This window comes from Sedimentitalea todarodis (genome assembly GCF_032595355.1).
GTDB lineage: Bacteria > Pseudomonadota > Alphaproteobacteria > Rhodobacterales > Rhodobacteraceae > Sedimentitalea > Sedimentitalea todarodis.
The window spans coordinates 29875-45260 of the sequence record NZ_JASMWN010000010.1; the positions used below are offsets into that span (position 1 = coordinate 29875).

14 protein-coding genes are annotated in these 15386 nt (G+C 59.4%); 8 read left to right on the forward strand and 6 right to left on the reverse strand.

Going from position 1 to position 15386, the window contains the following annotated elements:
- Positions 1 to 165: 165 nt before the first annotated feature.
- Positions 166 to 2112 carry a threonine--tRNA ligase gene (gene thrS, locus QO231_RS13210; protein WP_316777051.1) on the reverse strand — a complete coding sequence of 649 codons (1947 nt, stop codon included), beginning with the start codon at positions 2110 to 2112 and terminating at the stop codon, positions 166 to 168.
- Positions 2113 to 2322: 210 nt separating this feature from the next.
- Between thrS and QO231_RS13215 the strand changes: the two genes are divergently transcribed.
- Positions 2323 to 3432: an alpha/beta hydrolase gene (locus QO231_RS13215; RefSeq protein WP_316777054.1), complete on the forward strand. Its 1110-nt coding sequence runs from the start codon at positions 2323 to 2325 to the stop codon at positions 3430 to 3432.
- Here QO231_RS13215 and QO231_RS13220 read toward each other — a convergent pair.
- Complete coding sequence (locus tag QO231_RS13220; RefSeq protein WP_316777056.1) at positions 3407 to 4450, reverse strand: Lnb N-terminal periplasmic domain-containing protein; 1044 nt, start codon at positions 4448 to 4450, stop codon at positions 3407 to 3409. The genes QO231_RS13215 and QO231_RS13220 overlap by 26 nt on opposite strands.
- 155 nt (positions 4451 to 4605) lie before the next feature.
- On the opposite strand from QO231_RS13220, the gene QO231_RS13225 reads away from it, so the two are divergent.
- From QO231_RS13225 to QO231_RS13240, 4 genes are read left to right on the forward strand one after another with little or no spacing between them, the layout of a single operon-like run.
- Positions 4606 to 5358 carry an alpha/beta fold hydrolase gene (locus QO231_RS13225; RefSeq protein ID WP_316777059.1) on the forward strand — a complete coding sequence of 251 codons (753 nt, stop codon included), beginning with the start codon at positions 4606 to 4608 and terminating at the stop codon, positions 5356 to 5358.
- A gap of 30 nt (positions 5359 to 5388) precedes the next feature.
- Positions 5389 to 6345, forward strand: a complete 957-nt coding sequence (locus tag QO231_RS13230) for an alpha/beta hydrolase (protein ID WP_316777061.1) — start codon at positions 5389 to 5391, stop codon at positions 6343 to 6345.
- Positions 6346 to 6347: 2 nt separating this feature from the next.
- Positions 6348 to 6776 (forward strand): VOC family protein, encoded by a 429-nt coding sequence (locus QO231_RS13235; RefSeq protein WP_316777386.1) that lies wholly within the window; start codon positions 6348 to 6350, stop codon positions 6774 to 6776.
- A gap of 17 nt (positions 6777 to 6793) precedes the next feature.
- Positions 6794 to 7435, forward strand: a complete 642-nt coding sequence (locus QO231_RS13240) for a hypothetical protein (RefSeq protein WP_316777388.1) — start codon at positions 6794 to 6796, stop codon at positions 7433 to 7435.
- A gap of 21 nt (positions 7436 to 7456) precedes the next feature.
- Here QO231_RS13240 and QO231_RS13245 read toward each other — a convergent pair whose 3' ends face one another.
- Both QO231_RS13245 and phaZ read right to left on the reverse strand, forming a co-directional pair.
- A complete protein-coding gene (locus QO231_RS13245) occupies positions 7457 to 8035 on the reverse strand; it encodes a DUF6151 family protein (RefSeq protein ID WP_316777063.1) in 579 nt (192 codons plus the stop codon).
- A gap of 12 nt (positions 8036 to 8047) precedes the next feature.
- Positions 8048 to 9334, reverse strand: a complete 1287-nt coding sequence (gene phaZ / locus QO231_RS13250) for a polyhydroxyalkanoate depolymerase (RefSeq protein ID WP_316777066.1) — start codon at positions 9332 to 9334, stop codon at positions 8048 to 8050.
- Positions 9335 to 9451: 117 nt separating this feature from the next.
- On the opposite strand from phaZ, the gene QO231_RS13255 reads away from it, so the two are divergent.
- The 3 genes from QO231_RS13255 (at position 9452) to phaR (ending at position 12643) form a co-directional block, all read left to right on the forward strand.
- Positions 9452 to 11257: a PHA/PHB synthase family protein gene (locus QO231_RS13255; RefSeq protein WP_316777068.1), complete on the forward strand. Its 1806-nt coding sequence runs from the start codon at positions 9452 to 9454 to the stop codon at positions 11255 to 11257.
- 128 nt (positions 11258 to 11385) lie between these two features.
- Entirely contained in the window at positions 11386 to 11829 is a 444-nt protein-coding gene (locus tag QO231_RS13260) for a phasin family protein (RefSeq protein WP_316777071.1), read from the forward strand.
- Positions 11830 to 12082: 253 nt separating this feature from the next.
- Positions 12083 to 12643 carry a polyhydroxyalkanoate synthesis repressor PhaR gene (gene phaR, locus QO231_RS13265; protein WP_316777073.1) on the forward strand — a complete coding sequence of 187 codons (561 nt, stop codon included), beginning with the start codon at positions 12083 to 12085 and terminating at the stop codon, positions 12641 to 12643.
- Positions 12644 to 12726: 83 nt separating this feature from the next.
- Here phaR and QO231_RS13270 read toward each other — a convergent pair whose 3' ends face one another.
- Positions 12727 to 13941 (reverse strand): DegT/DnrJ/EryC1/StrS family aminotransferase, encoded by a 1215-nt coding sequence (locus QO231_RS13270; RefSeq protein ID WP_316777076.1) that lies wholly within the window; start codon positions 13939 to 13941, stop codon positions 12727 to 12729.
- Between the two features lie 119 nt (positions 13942 to 14060).
- Positions 14061 to 15365, reverse strand: coding sequence for an NAD(P)/FAD-dependent oxidoreductase (locus QO231_RS13275; protein WP_316777078.1), 1305 nt, complete (start codon positions 15363 to 15365; stop codon positions 14061 to 14063).
- Positions 15366 to 15386: the final 21 nt, after the last annotated feature.

The window sequence follows — 15386 nt, forward strand, 5'->3', positions numbered from 1 at the left end:
CGTGGTCAGTGGCGCGGGGTGAATTCACGAGCCCGTGTCTCACGTCCCCGTCAGGCCGTGTTACGACCATCGGGAGCAGAACCGTCGGAAATTGCGAGAGAATTGTCAAATGTTTCAATCCGGCCCGCATATGCAGACCGGATTGTTACGCCCTTGGGGCATATATTACAGAAGATCCGGCGGCGTGGCTTCGCGTGACAGGGCGACTGTAACATCTGCGAGTGTTTCAACAGATGTTCGTTTATCGCCCAGCCTGCGGACCGACACGGTCCGGTCCTCGATTTCGCGTCCGCCGACCGCGAGGATCACAGGCACCTTGCCCAGCGAATGCTCGCGGACCTTGTAGTTGATCTTTTCGTTGCGCGTGTCAGATTCTGCCCGCACACCGGCCTTTTGCAGATCGGTGACGACTTCGTGCACATAGTCATCGGCCTCGGAGGTGATCGAGGCGACGACGACCTGTCGCGGCGCCAGCCAGAACGGCAGCTTGCCCGCGTGTTCTTCGATCAGGATGCCGATGAAGCGTTCGAAACTACCGAGCGTGGCACGGTGCAGCATGACCGGTCGATGCTTGGCCCCGTCGGCACCGATAAAGGTGGCATCCAGCCGTTCAGGCAGGACGAAATCCACCTGGTGCGTGCCGCATTGCCAGTCGCGCCCGATCGCGTCGGTCAGCACGAATTCCAGCTTGGGACCGTAAAATGCCCCTTCGCCGGGGTTCAGCTCGGGTTCGATCCCTGCTGCGCGGGTGGCCGACAACAGCGCCGCTTCGGCTTTGTCCCAGACCTCGTCCGATCCGGCGCGCGTCTCCGGGCGGTCAGAGAACTTGACGCTGAACGTCTCAAATCCGAGATCCTTGTAGATCTCGCTGAGAAAACGGATGAACTCGGCGGTTTCGGATTCGATCTGATCCTCGCGACAGAAGATGTGCCCATCATCCTGTGTAAACCCGCGCACCCGCATGATGCCGTGCAACGCCCCCGAAGGCTCATACCGGTTGCAGCTGCCGAATTCTGCCATACGCAACGGCAGGTCGCGATAGGACTTCAGGCCCTGGTTGAAGATCTGCACATGGCAGGGGCAGTTCATCGGCTTGAGCGCATTTACCGACTTTTCGCGCGCGTGCTCCTCGTCCACTTCGACGATGAACATGTGCTCCTGATACTTGTCCCAGTGGCCCGATGCGACCCACAGCTTGCGGTCCACGACTTGGGGCGTGTTGACCTCGACATAGCCGCCACGCCGCTGCCTGCGGCGCATGTAGTCCTGCAGCGCGGTATAGACTGTCCAGCCATCCGGGTGCCAGAAGATCTGGCCTGGCGCTTCTTCCTGCATGTGGAACAGGTCCATCTCGCGGCCCAGCTTGCGATGGTCGCGCTTTGCGGCCTCCTCCAGCATGTGCAAATGAGCCTTCAGCTTCTCTTTGTTCTGAAAGGCCACACCGTAGATTCGCTGCAACATTGCGCGGTTGCTGTCGCCACGCCAATAGGCGCCCGCGATCGACATCAACTTGAACGCATCGCCCGGCACCTGCCCGGTATGCTGCAAATGTGGCCCACGGCATAGATCCTGCCAGTGCCCATGCCAATACATGCGCAACGGTTCGTCGCCGGGAATCGCGTCGATCAGCTCGACCTTGTATGGCTCGTTGTTGGCGTCGTAATGCTTGATCGCGCGCTCGCGCTCCCAGACCTCGGTGGTCACAGGCTCGCGCTTGTTGATGATCTCTTTCATCTTCTTTTCGATCAGGCCCAGATCTTCGGGGGTGAACGGGTCTTCGCGATCAAAATCGTAGTACCAGCCATTCTCGATCACCGGACCGATGGTGACCTTGGTGTCGGGCCAGATTTCCTGCACGGCGCGCGCCATGATGTGCGCGAGATCGTGGCGAATCAGCTCGTTGGCCTGCGCCTCGTCCTTCAGCGTGTGAATCGCGACGTCGGCATCCGCCTCGATCGGCCAGGCCAGATCCCAGTGCTGGCCGTTGACGGTCGCGCTGATTGCCTTTTTGGCGAGCGAGGTCGAAATATCGGCCGCGACCTGTGCCGCCGTGATGCCGGCTTCATAGGATCGTGCATTGCCATCGGGAAGGGTGAGAGAAATTTGGGCCATCTGGGCCTCCTCGTCGGTTTGGCGCCCACTGAACGCCCGGTTGCGGGTTATGTACGTGCCGCTTGTTTGGGCCGCACTTCAGGGCAAGTCAACCGGCTATTGTGCGGCATCTGCACTTGCCTCCGGAGACGCAGGCCGTGATAGTCCACACCAATTGCTTCGGGTTTGGCAGGCCGGGGCGGAGGGTGCCCAGAACCGGAGTTCCACGACATGATCGCTACCGTTCGCGTTTTCGCAACACTGGTGCTGTGCATCGGGCTGCTGTCCTGTACACGCCCGCCCGACCTGATCGGGATCGACAACGGCACCGACCCTGTGCTCAGCGTGAACGATGCCAGCCGTCAGAAGGTATTCATCGCTACCACCCGAGAAGCGACCGAGGCCATCGGTGTCTTCTATTCGGGTGAGCGCGCACCCGACCTCGGGCTGTCATCTGTTGTCGTCTCGATCCCGCCGAGCCATCAGTCCGGCATGATCGAGCGACCAAAGAGACTGCCTCCGGACCCCAGAACCGAATTCTCGGTGATCGAACCCGCAGTTTACGGCAGCTCAAACGCATTCGTGGCGGGCATCAACGCAGAACTTGCGCGTCGCGCGCCGCAAGACCGTGATGTTCTTCTGTTCATCCATGGTTACAACAATACCTTTTCCGACTCGGTCCTGCGGATTGCGCAATTTGTCGAGGACACGAATTTTTCCGGCGTCCCGGTCCTGTTCTCCTGGGCGTCTGCGGGCAAGGCATCCCATTATGTCTACGACATGAACAGCGCGCTTGCAGCCCGCCCGCAACTCTTGAAAACGGCGCGCATTCTGGCATCGACGCGGGCGCAGGGGTTCGATCTGTTTGCACATTCCATGGGGTCACTGCTTACGGTCGAAGCGCTGGTCGAGGCCAGTCTGGTCGACAACACCTATACATTGGGCAGGATGGACAACGTGATGTTCGCGGCCCCGGACATCGATCTTGATCTGTTCAAGTCCCAACTGAATCGCATTCCCAAAACCGAACGGGACTTTTATGTATTCGTGTCCAAGGATGACCGCGCGCTCATGGTCTCGCGCCGGATATCTGGTGGCGTCGCACGTGTTGGCGCGGCGGACGCGGCGGAACTTTCCAACCTTGGCGTATCGGTCATCGATCTGAGCGAGATCGGCGATTCCGCATCCGGGACGCATTCCAAGTTTGCCGGTTCTCCCGCAGTGGTTCAGTTGATTGGCTCGAGTCTCAAGAAGGACAACTTTGACAGCAAGGTACAACCCCCGACGCTGGTCGAAGTGCTGAACGATGTGCCGGTCATCCGGGTTCTTGTTCCGGATTGACGCCCGTTCGGGTTCCGCCTTCGGGCTTGGGCACACGCTGTCGGATTGCGTCGGAGAAGCCGGACTTCAGCCCATGTGCATTTGCCTGCCTCTCTATGCGCCCCAATGCGCGCAGGTCAGACATCGAATGGCGCATGTCCAGCGCCTGATGGTCGTAGGCATAGTCCGGCAGATACCCGTTTGCCAACAAGCGCCAGTCCAATGGCAGGCTGTTTCCGATGGCCTTCATCATGCGCACCACGACCGTCGTGCAATTCGTGGTCAGCGAATTGTAGAATTCCGGTTGCCGCGCCAACGCATTCGCGTCGCGCACATATTCGGTCAGCAGGGCCCTTGCGGTCTGCGGATCGGCATTTAGCCGGAAGAGTTGAACATCCTCCTTGCGCCAGTTTGACCGCACACCAACAACATCGCGTTCATCGGCGGCCAGAATGAGCAGCGTGTTGGTCTTGAACGCATCGGCAACCGGAGAAAACCCGCCATCGACCTCACGCCGTACCTCGACCGACCAGGCCAGATATTCGCCATCGGAGAACCCGAAACTGACAATGAAATGGGCCATCAACGGCCCCGCCCAGTAGGACAGGAACATGTCAACGGTCTGCAATTGGCTCAGGTCATAGCTGCGGGTTTCCCAGCGGGGCGTCGCGTCATAGGGTCCGTGCCAGTCGAAATTGCGCATGTTCTCAAGCGTGAGCATGTCGCCATCAATCTGCCCGGTTACCTGTCGGGCCACATCCGGTGCCCAGTTGCGCTCGGTTGGCGGCGCGATTCCGCTCCACCAGAACAGCAAGCCGGCAAAGACCAGCCCGAAAAGGCCGAGCGCGCCAACCCTTCGCTGCGTGAACAGCCCCAGACCCATGAGCAGGCCGAAAAAAGCGTACCCGCCGATGGCAAACAGCTTTTGCTGTTCTGAGACTGGTCCGTGATACCAGAGCGCCAGCGCACCCCAGAGGGTAGCCAGCGCGACCGCCAGCAGGCACAGAACGACGGGGACGAGGCGAATGATCCGGAACATGGGCGACCTTTGCTGATTGGGCCAGCCTTACGAAGTCCGGCAGGTGGCGACAACCCTGCGACCGTCGAGATCGCCATGACGCGCGGGGCCTTGCTCAATTCCACAGTTGCAGGCGGTGCCACGTCGTGCATGATCGGCCAAAATCCGGAGGGACCATGACCGAACCAGCCTTTCTCGAGACGCCGCAGGGGCGGCGCATCGCCTATCATATGACCAAGGGAAACGGGCCCTGTATCGTGTTCCTTGGCGGGCTGAAATCAGACATGCAGGGCACCAAGGCGGTGCATCTGGAAGACTGGGCAAAAAGCCGTGGGCAGGCGTTCTTGCGGTTTGACTATTCGGGTCACGGCGAAAGCAGCGGCACCTTCGAAGAGGGTTGTATCGGGGATTGGGCCGAGGACACGCTCGCCGCCGTCACCGCCCTGGCAGAGGGTCCGCTTGTCGTTGTGGGCTCGTCCATGGGGGGCTGGCAGGCATTGTTGCTTGCCCGTGCAATCCCTGCGCGCATTGCCGGTATGGTGACCATTGCAGCCGCGCCCGATTTCACCGAAGACGGGTATTGGGCCAGCTTCACGGATGCCCAGAAACAGGACCTGGAAACTGTCGGCCATGTGGAACTTCCGTCGGACTACATGGAGCCTTACATCATCAGCAAACGCATGATCGAAGATGGTCGCACCCGTCTGGTTCTGCGCCAGCACCTGTCGCTGCCGTTTCCGGTGCGCTGTCTGCAAGGCACGGACGATACCGCCGTCAGTACCGAAACCGCCCTGAGGCTGCTGGAGCATGCTGAGTGCCCGGATATGAGGCTGACGCTGGTCAAGGGCGCGGATCACAGATTTTCCGACGGTCCCAGTCTGGCGTTGATCGAGGCGGCAGTTGCGGATGTCCTGAACGGGGCCGACTAGGTGCGCCGGCTCGGCAGGGCACTGGGGCGCATGTTTGTCGGTCTTGTCGGGATCGGTGGTGTGCTTTGGTGGCTCGGCCCGTACGAGCCCGTGGATCTGTCCGCCGCGTTCGAACCGCGCAAGTTCGGCGAGGGCGTTCAGGTTTATTTCGAAAGCATCGAATCCCTGTATCCGGATATCACCCCGGGCACTGAAAAGCGCGTCGTCTGGGCCGGGCAGCGCGAGACACGGACACCGATCTCGGTGCTCTATGTGCATGGCTTCTCGGCCACCTCCGAAGAGATCCGTCCGGTGCCGGATCGCGTTGCGCATGCCCTTGGGGCCAATCTGGTCTTTACCCGGCTGCGCGGGCACGGGCGCGGCGGCGACGCGATGGGCAAAGCGACGGTTGCAGACTGGATGCATGACCTCGCCGAAGGGGTGGCCGCCGCCCGCGCCGTCGGTGAGAGGGTTGTGATCATGGCGACCTCGACGGGCGCGACACTTGCGGCGGCTGCGGCGGTGGATCACGCGTTGGCACTCGACGTGGCCGCTATGGTGTTTGTTTCGCCGAATTTTGGGCTTCATGATCCGGCGTCGGTGCTGTTGACGCTGCCAGCCGTGCGTTGGTGGGGGCCGCTGGTCGCGGGCGACACGCAATCGTTTCAACCTCAAAATGACAAACACGCGCTCTATTGGACAAACAGCTATCCCACCGTCGCCCTGTTGCCGATGGCCGCATTGGTCAAAGCGGTGACGGCACTGGACTTCAGCCACGTGCAGGTGCCGGCTTTGTTCTATCTTTCAGACGATGACAGCGTGGTGCGCCCCGATATCTCGCGCAGTATTGCCGCCGATTGGGGCGGACCCGCGACTATTCTTGCAGTAACGATGGGTACGGGCGACGATCCGTCCTCGCATGTGATTGCGGGGGACATCCTGTCGCCGGGACAGACGGGCGCGGCGGTAACGGCTATTTTGGACTGGCTAACAGGGCAGGGGATATGACTATGGATCAACGGATCAGCCTCATAACATTGGGTGTTCCGGATATGGACGTCGCCGCCGCATTCTACGAAGCATTGGGCTGGCGGCGTGTGCCGGGGCAAGAGGGCGTGATCGCCTTTGACCTGATCGAGCAGACCCTCGGGCTCTACCCGCTTGAAAACCTGGCGCGGGACATGGGGCTGCCGGTCGGGGATCTTGGCCATGGCGCGATGACCCTGGCATACAACGTCCGCGCAAAGCAGGAGGTCGCCACGTTGCTTGCCACTGCAGAGACGGCGGGGGCGACCATCCTCAAATCGGCACATGACGTGTTCTGGGGTGGGCATATCGGGTATTTCCGTGCACCCGACCGCTGCATCTGGGAAGTGGCGTACAATCCCTACGCACCTCTTGCCGCGGATGGTGCCTTTCGCTGGGCAGGGTACGATTGATGCGCCCCCCGCGCAGCATGCGGGGGCTTGAGGAATTGGGACGCGTCCGGCTGTCCCGCTATTTCTTCATGCGCGACTTTCTGTACTCCGAGATCGCCAACATGCACGAGATGAGCAATATTCCCGAACATCCGGACCGCGCCATCGAAAACGGCCGCGCGTTTTGCGAGGCCCTGATGGACCCGCTTGAGGAAACATTTGGCCGGATCGCGGTCCGCTCGGGCTATCGTTCGCCCTCGCTGAACAGGTTTGGCAACGAGAACCGGCTCAATTGCGCGCGCAATGACAATCCACTGGAATGTCACATCTGGGATCGGGGAGACGGGGAACAGCGGATTGCCGGGGCGTCTGTCGTCATCCCGTGGTTTGCCGATCAATACGAAACCGGGCGCGACTGGCGTGATCTGGCGTGGTGGCTGCACGATCATCTGGATTACTCGGAGATCTGGTTCTTTCCCAAGCTTTGCGCGTTCAACGTCGTGTGGCGTCCGGTGCCCCTGCGGCGGATCGATAGCTACATCGCCCCGCGTGGGCGTCTCTTGGTGTCTGGTCAGGAGCCCGAAGAATCCGCGCAACACCGCAAGGCGCGATATGCCGATTTCCCGCCCTATCGCGGTAAACCAATGCCTGCTTGGACAGAGCAAAAACCCGGCGCGTAGCGAGATGTTCCGTGAGGCAGGTCAGTCGAAAAGCGCCGCGCGCTCTTCCTTGCCGATCAGATGCACAGGCGCGGTTGGTTCGCCCGACGCAAGATCAAAAAACGGAGTCTTCTTCCACCGGCCCGACACGCGCTGGGCAATCAAACGGGACAGGATGCTCATCACCATGCGTGCTCCGTTCTTGTGTTTGGCCGGGCCACCTGCCTGTGGCACAAAACCCTGCGCGACGACTGGTCCAAAGACGGCGGGAACATCGGTGTTGGCAACCAATACGGTCACAAAGGCAAGGCCCGGACGGCTCAGCGTGTTGAACATCGGGGTCCTGCAACAAGACGCGTACCAGCGCAGCGGCCCTTTCGGGCTGAGTCGCAGGATTGCCAGATGTTCCGTGCCAGATTCAAATTTAATGGTGTCCGGGCTGGTCTGGAACAGGTCGACCCCATTCTGCGCCGTATCAGGATGCCCAAGGTGTCGTGCTGCCGCGCGACAGTCGCGGCAGTGACAGATCAGGTGCGTGCCGGTTTTCGGGCCAGCGGGTGCAACGCGCCCACGCATTTTTCCGCAGCTGCAGGAAAATGTGGTGGATGCGGTATCGGCCATGTCAATCGGGCTTTATTCGGCCGCGACGTTGGTGTTCGCCGCCCGTTTGCGCTTGGGCGGAGGCGCGGTTCGGCTGTTTGCGTCGATGAACTGCAGTACGAGAGGCCGGATATTGTCGCGCCAGGATTTGCCTGCGAAGATGCCATAGTGGCCCGCGCCGGGTTCGACATGGCTGGCCTTCTTGCTGTCCGGCAGGCCGGTGCAGAGGTCAAGCGCCGCAATACACTGGCCCGGGGCGGAAATATCGTCCTTGGCACCCTCGACGGTTTTGACCGCGACACTGGTGATCTTGCCGATATCGACCTGGTGGCCATCGACGACAAAGACGTTCCGAGCGATTTCGCGTTCCTTGAAGACCCGTTCAACGGTCGACAGATAAAATTCCGCAGGCATATCCATAACCGCGAGATACTCATCATAAAAGCGGTTATGGGCGTCGTGATCGGAAGCCTCGCCGCGCGCCACTCTCATGATCTGATCCTGGAAGGCACTCGCGTGGCGATCTGCGTTCATCGACATGAAGGAGGCAAGCTGCAACAGGCCGGGATAGACCATACGCCCGACACCCGGATACTTGAATCCGACGCGCTGGATCATCGTTTCCTCAAGCTGCCCCATGGTCACACGCCGACCAAAATCGGTGACGTCGGTGGGCGTCGCGTCGGGGTCGACCGGGCCACCGATCAACGTAAGCGAACACGGCTGCGCGTCCGGATCCTGTTCCGCAAGATATGCGGTCGCGGCCAGGGTCAGCGGGGCCGGTTGGCAGACGGCGATCACATGGGTGTCGGGGCCCATCTCGCGCATGAAATCGACGAGGTAGAGGGTGTAGTCTTCGATATCGAACTTGCCGGCAGAAACCGGGATGTCGCGCGCATTGTGCCAGTCGGTGATGTAGACTTCACAATCTACCAGCAGCGATTTGACCGTGCTCCGCATCAATGTTGCATAGTGACCGGACATCGGAGCCACCAGCAGCACCTTGCGCGGGCTTGGCTCACGGTCGGTGACCTTGAAGTGAATCAGATCGCCAAACGGACGTTCAACCACGGTTTCGATGCTGACAAGATGGTCCTTGCCGTCCTTGCAGGTAAACGTGCGAATTCCCCAGTCGGGCTTGACAGCCATGCGTTGAAATGTGCGTTCGGTGACTTCACCCCACGCAGCCATCCAACTCAGCGCCGGATTTGGAATCATGCTGAAGATCGGATAGGATGCAAGGGCAAGAGCGGACGCACCCATCCATTGATTGGTGTTGCGGGTCGCCTCCATCAGGTCGTAGGTCATCATGTAGCGCATTCCGGGACTCCATCAATTCATATAAGACCCCATCGGGATCGGACCATTCGTCGCTTTGCCCCCCGAAACCGGCGACGTTATTCTGCACAGCAGCAAGATTACGAGGTATTCCCTAAAATGACAACCAAACAAGATGGCGGAACCGAAGTTTCCGGCGAACATATTGAGATATTTCAGAAAAACCTAGAGAAAATAGAGGATCTTTCCCGGCGTCTGGTGGAAGTCATGACCCACAAAACCGGCCACAATGCTGCGCTTGACGCCCCAAAACAGGATTTGTTCGCAAAGGCAGCAACCGCCTATTGGGCCGAGGCGATGCAGAATCCTTCCAAGCTGATCGAGCAACAGGTTGCATATTGGGGAAAATCGCTCAAGCATTTCGCCGACGTTCAAGGGACACTGGCCAAGGGCAAACTTGCGGCGCCGACAGACCCGGGACCAAAAGACCGTCGTTTTACCAATGCGTTGTGGGACGAGCACCCCTATTTCAACTTTCTCAAGCAGCAGTATCTGATCAACTCCGAGGCGATCCAAAAGGCCGTCGACAGCGTTGAGGATATGGACGGCAAGGAAAAGCAGCGGCTGTCCTACTTTGCCAACCAGATCGTCGACATGATGGCGCCGACGAATTTCTTTGCGACCAACCCGGATGCACTGGAAAAGGCGATCGAGACCGACGGCCAGTCTCTGGTCGCCGGACTCGAGAACCTGATTTCGGATCTTGAGGCGAACAATGGCGAGCTGGTCGTCCGGCTTGCGGATGAAAAGGCCTTTGAACTCGGAGGCAACATCGCAACGACACCCGGAGAGGTGGTCTATCGCAACCGGATGATGGAGCTGATCCAATACAAACCTGTCACCGATACGGTACATGAAATCCCGCTGATCATCTTTCCACCCTGGATCAACAAGTTTTACATCCTGGACCTCAAGGCTCAGAACAGCCTTATCAAATGGATCACCGAGCAGGGGTATACCCTGTTTGTCGTCAGCTGGATCAACCCGGACGCCAAATACTCGGACGCCGGTCTTGAGGACTATATTCAGGACGGCTACCTGACCGCGATCGAAGAGGTCAAAGCCATCTGCAAGACCAAACAAGTCAATGCCGTCGGCTATTGCATCGCCGGCACCACGCTGTCGATGGCCCTCTCTCTCATGAAACAGGGCGGCGACAAATCGGTCAAATCGGCCACGCTCTTTACCGCCCTGACCGATTTTGGCGATCAGGGAGAGTTCACGCCGTTCCTGACCGATGATTTCATCGCCGGCATCGAGGCCGAGGTGGATGACAAGGGCTATCTGCCGTCTTATATCATGGCGCGGACGTTCAGCTATCTGCGCTCCAATGATCTGGTCTACAAGCCGGCGATCCGCAGCTACATGATGGGTGAAGCGCCGCCGGCCTTCGATCTGCTCTATTGGAACGGGGACGGTGCGAACCTTCCCGCCAAGATGGCCAAGCAATACCTTCGTGGTCTGTGTCAGAAGAACGAGTTCACTCAGGATGGGTTCGAGCTGGCGGGACACACCCTCAAGGTCTCTGACGTGGATGTGCCGGTGTTTGCGGTGACCTGTGAAACCGATCACATCGCCGCCTGGAAAGATTGCTATCGCGGCGTCCAGATGATGGGGTCGCGCAGCAAGGAGTTCATCGTTTCGGAATCCGGCCATATTGCGGGCATCGTGAACCCGCCGAGCAAGAACAAGTACGGGCACTACACCAACAGTGATCTCAAGCTGTCGAATGAGGATTGGATGAAGAGCGCCGAGCGGCATGACGGCTCGTGGTGGCCGCGTTGGGAAAGCTGGCTGAAGAAGCGGTCCGGCAAGCAGGTTCCGGCGCGTGAAACCAATGATTCGAATCGTCCATCGCTTGCTCCAGCCCCTGGAACCTATGTCCGCATGAAGGCAAGTGCCTGATAATAATAAATAATAAAAATATGCTGCGGTGCAGCAAAAAACCCTTGCAATGCCGCACCGCAGCATACATATTGTCCTCAGCAGACAGACACGGGATCGTCCCGGTCAACAACGCAAGGATTAGGACAATGGCTAACACACAAGATTTCACCTCCGTCATGAAAGACATGATGGGCAGCTTCCCCGTTGACACAAAAGCAATGGAAGAAGCTTTCAAGACTCAGGCAACCCTGAACGAGAAGCTCTCGAGTGTCGCACTGAACGCCGCTTCCAAATCGGCCGAGCTTTCCAGCAAGTGGACCAAAGACACCATCGCCAAGCTGAGCGAAGTGTCCAAAGCCAAAGCCGAGCCGGCTGACTACGCCAAAGCCGCGACCGATTTTGCTTCGGCTTCCGCTGAAGTTGCTGCCGAAAACATGGCCGCCTTCGCCGAAATCGCGAAAAAAGTTCAGACAGATACCGTCGAGCTCCTGATGGCAGCTGGCAAAGACATCACCGAAGATGCAACTGCCGCCGTCAAAAAAGCCACCAACGACGTGACTTCGGCTGCCAAGAAAGCAGCGGCCAAGTAAGCCACGCCAGTACCGAATTGCGCCAACTCCTCCCAACCGGTGCAATCACGGGGGCAGGTCGAAAGACCTGTCCCCAATTTTTTTGCCAAATGCTGATATGAGTTTGCGTGACAGAGCCAAAAGGTGCCCAGGAATGAGGCACGGCTGACCGGTATCGCGGTTGAAACCCCTGTCGCATTTCGCACGCCCTTTCTTTTTGTGCTGCAGTCGCATAGGCTTTTCTGCGACGCATCATTTCTCGGGAGGATATTAGGTGTCGGACGCGGAAAAATCCCTTCTAATCAAGCGATACGCAAGTCGGCGGCTGTATAACACCGAGACCAGCGATTATGTGACACTGGAAGATATTGCCGGCTTTATCCGGGGCGGACGAGAGGTTCAGATCGTTGATCTGAAATCCGGTGATGATCTGACCCGCCAATACCTGCTGCAAATCATTGCCGAGCACGAAAGCCGGGGCGAGAACGTCTTGCCGGTCAACGTGCTGAACGATCTCGTGCGCAGCTACATGGTGCCCGGCGGCGGCATGATGCCTCAATTTCTGACGAGCTCGTTCGAAATGCTGCGCGAGAACCAAGCCAAGATGATGGAAAACATGACGGCGATGAACCCGATGACCAAGATACCGGGGTTCGAGGCGATGAAGGCGCAGCAGGCCGCGTTCCTCAAGGCGATGACCGGCGGCATGGGCAATTCGTGGAGCGCTCCGTCGGAAGGCGATGAGGCGGGCACCGATGACAGTTCATCCGAAAATCTTGAGGACATCAAGAAGCAACTGGCCGATCTTCAGAACAAGCTTTCCAAACTAAAGTAGTCCCAACCCTTACGCACCTGTCGGCGCCAGCGTGTCAGCAGGATAGCGCATGCAAGCCATTCGGGCGGCAGCGCCCGAGGCCGTCAGGTCCCATAAGCCGGGACCGGCCCCATCACGTCTTCGACCGCGTTCAGGATGATGTCCGCAATCACGTTCAGCTCCGCCTCGCTGAGCCGCACGGGAAGGCGCACATCACAGGCCCGCATCAGCATGGCGCGGGTGCGGGGCAATTCCGGCAGATCGGGAATGAACTTCCAGTTCCAGAAGGCGCGCGCGTTGTCTGCGCTCTGACCAAAGACCTGCACCTTGACGCCACGCGCCTCTGTGGCGGCTGCGAATGACAGCGTTTCGTACTCGTCCATTCTGACAAGGTTGAACTGTATGGAGTCCGGTGCGCGGGCTTCCTGCGGCAGGGGCGGTGGTACGTCAATATTGGGCGATGCGTTGAGCCGTGCGGCCACGTGGTCGTGGTTTGCCAGCCCATCGCGCGCACGGCGCGAAAGCTCCGGTATCTGCGCACGGGCAACCACGGCTGACAGATTGCTCATGCGCAAATTGTAGAGCGGCAACATGTTCTGCCAACGGGTAAACGCGGCCTCCAGCGCGGGCGAGTTGTCGCCGTGGGGGCCTTTGTGCTTCTGCCAATTGTGCTCATAGGCCCCTGACATGATGACCGCACGGGCCACGAGATCGGCATCATCGGTTATCAGAATGCCGCCTTCTCCTGCATTGATCATCTTGTAGGACTGGAACGAAAAACACCCGACCCGACCGATGGTGCCGATGTTCCTGCCGCTCCATGTCGTGCCCAGCGAATGTGCTGCATCTTCGATCACCGGGATATCGCGGGCATCACACAGTGCCAAGATTGCGTCCATGTCGCTGGTATGTCCGCGCATGTGGCTGATGATGACGGCCTGAACATCAGCTAGTTTCGCCTCGAAATCCGCGATGTCGATCCGGTAGTTTTCTCCAACCTCGCACAGGACCGGCAGACAATCCGCGTGCATCACCGATGACGGAACCGCGGCAAAGGTAAAACCGGGGATCAGAACACGGGCGTCGCGCGGCAGGTCGAGCGCCTTCAACGACAGAAACAGCGCGGCAGAACAGGATGACACGGCCAGCGCGTACTTGCTGCCCATCATCCGGGCGAACTCGGTCTCAAGCAACGTAACCGGCGCATCGGCGGGTGCGGTATAGCGAAACAGGTCGCCGGATTGCATCAGCCCATCAATGGCGTCGCGGGCTGATTGCGGGATGGGTTCGGCGTCATGGACATTCGGTGGCAAGGTCATATTTCGATTTCCTTAACTTAACCTGTGAGTTTCTTAAAACAGATAAGAAAAACTGCCAACAGGAAATCGAGCAACGCTGGCGTAACCTCGCCAATGGGAATGTGTGTGATGTCTGAGCTTCAGGTGCCCAGGCGATCGCGCAGGCCGTACCAGGTCATCGCCAGCACAAGCAGGGGCGAGCGCAGCATTGCACCGCCGGGAAAGGCGGGAGCGGGGACGCGGGCCATTGTGTCAAAGCCTTCTGCCTGTCCCTGCACGGCCAGCGCCATCAACTGGCCCGCATGAGTCGCGGTGCCAACGCCGTGGCCGGAATAGCCCGATGCCGACAACACGTTGGGCCCAAGCCGCGCGAGGAACGGCATCCGTTTCATGGTGATTGCCAGGGTTCCGCCCCAAGCATAGTCGATCCGCGCATCCGCGAGATGCGGGTAAATCTGGGTCATCGGCTTGCGTACAAGTGCTGCGATATCGGTGGGGAAGGCATAGCCATAGCTTTCGCCACCGCCAAAAAGCAGCCGGCCATCGGCGCTCAGGCGAAAGTAATTCACCACGAATTTGCTGTCGGCCACGGCCACATCCCGCGTCAGAACCCGCGCAGTCTCGGCTCCAAGCGGTTCGGTCGCCACGATGAAGTTGTTGATCGGCATGACCCGCGCAGCGACCCTCCGGCTGAGGCCACCAAGATAGCCATTGCCGGCCAAGATCACATGATCCGCAATCACGCGGCCTCTGTCGGTCTGAACCGTCGCCGGCTGGCCCTCGGCGATGTGATGCACATGGCATTCTTCGAAAATGCGCACGCCAGCCGAGGCCGCCGCGCGCCCCAGTCCGAGGGCATAGTTCAGCGGATGCAGATGCGCAGCACCCATATCCAGCGTGCCGCCCTTGTAGGCCGGTGACGGGCAGAGATCATGGCAGGCGTCCGCATCCAGGGCCTCGATCTGATCATAGCCATAGCGCGTCTGAAGATGCCCGGCATAGGAATGGAGATCATCGACATCGCGTTTGGAAGACGCCGTATGTGCGACGCCAGGTTTGAGGTCGCAGTCAATATTATGCCGCTGTATCAGCTGCTTGACCAGCGCCTTGCCCTCTTCTGCCAGGTGCCAGAGCTTTGCCGCCTCGGCATCGCCCAGCAGCTTTTCCAGCCCGTCCTGATTCAGGCGCTGGCCGCTGCCCAATTGACCGCCATTGCGCCCGGAGGCGCCAAAGCCGACACGATGGGCATCCAGCAGGACAACATCCATTCCCGCCTCGGCAAGATGCAGCGCCGCCGAAAGACCGGTGTACCCTGCTCCGACCACGCAAACATCGGCGCGGGTCTCGCCACGCAAGGGGGCAAATCGATCCAACTGATTGGCAGTCGCGGCATACCAGCTGGTGGGGTATTCGCCGCGCCGGTCGTTTGAGAACAATAGGTTCATGGTGCCCTCGCGTGCCGCCGG

What these genes read in the sequence shown, in the direction of transcription:
- QO231_RS13225 (WP_316777059.1), top strand. Translation starts at nt 4,606, where the DNA reads ATGACCGAACCAGCCTTTCTCGAGACGCCGCAGGGGCGGCGCATCGCC.
- QO231_RS13230 (WP_316777061.1), top strand. Translation starts at nt 5,389, where the DNA reads ATGTTTGTCGGTCTTGTCGGGATCGGTGGTGTGCTTTGGTGGCTCGGC.
- QO231_RS13215 (WP_316777054.1), top strand. Translation starts at nt 2,323, where the DNA reads ATGATCGCTACCGTTCGCGTTTTCGCAACACTGGTGCTGTGCATCGGG.
- QO231_RS13270 (WP_316777076.1), bottom strand. Translation starts at nt 13,941, where the DNA reads ATGACCTTGCCACCGAATGTCCATGACGCCGAACCCATCCCGCAATCA.
- QO231_RS13260 (WP_316777071.1), top strand. Translation starts at nt 11,386, where the DNA reads ATGGCTAACACACAAGATTTCACCTCCGTCATGAAAGACATGATGGGC.
- QO231_RS13245 (WP_316777063.1), bottom strand. Translation starts at nt 8,035, where the DNA reads ATGGCCGATACCGCATCCACCACATTTTCCTGCAGCTGCGGAAAAATG.
- QO231_RS13240 (WP_316777388.1), top strand. Translation starts at nt 6,794, where the DNA reads ATGCGGGGGCTTGAGGAATTGGGACGCGTCCGGCTGTCCCGCTATTTC.
- thrS (WP_316777051.1), bottom strand. Translation starts at nt 2,112, where the DNA reads ATGGCCCAAATTTCTCTCACCCTTCCCGATGGCAATGCACGATCCTAT.
- QO231_RS13220 (WP_316777056.1), bottom strand. Translation starts at nt 4,450, where the DNA reads ATGTTCCGGATCATTCGCCTCGTCCCCGTCGTTCTGTGCCTGCTGGCG.
- QO231_RS13275 (WP_316777078.1), bottom strand. Translation starts at nt 15,365, where the DNA reads ATGAACCTATTGTTCTCAAACGACCGGCGCGGCGAATACCCCACCAGC.
- QO231_RS13235 (WP_316777386.1), top strand. Translation starts at nt 6,348, where the DNA reads ATGGATCAACGGATCAGCCTCATAACATTGGGTGTTCCGGATATGGAC.
- QO231_RS13255 (WP_316777068.1), top strand. Translation starts at nt 9,452, where the DNA reads ATGACAACCAAACAAGATGGCGGAACCGAAGTTTCCGGCGAACATATT.
- phaZ (WP_316777066.1), bottom strand. Translation starts at nt 9,334, where the DNA reads ATGCGCTACATGATGACCTACGACCTGATGGAGGCGACCCGCAACACC.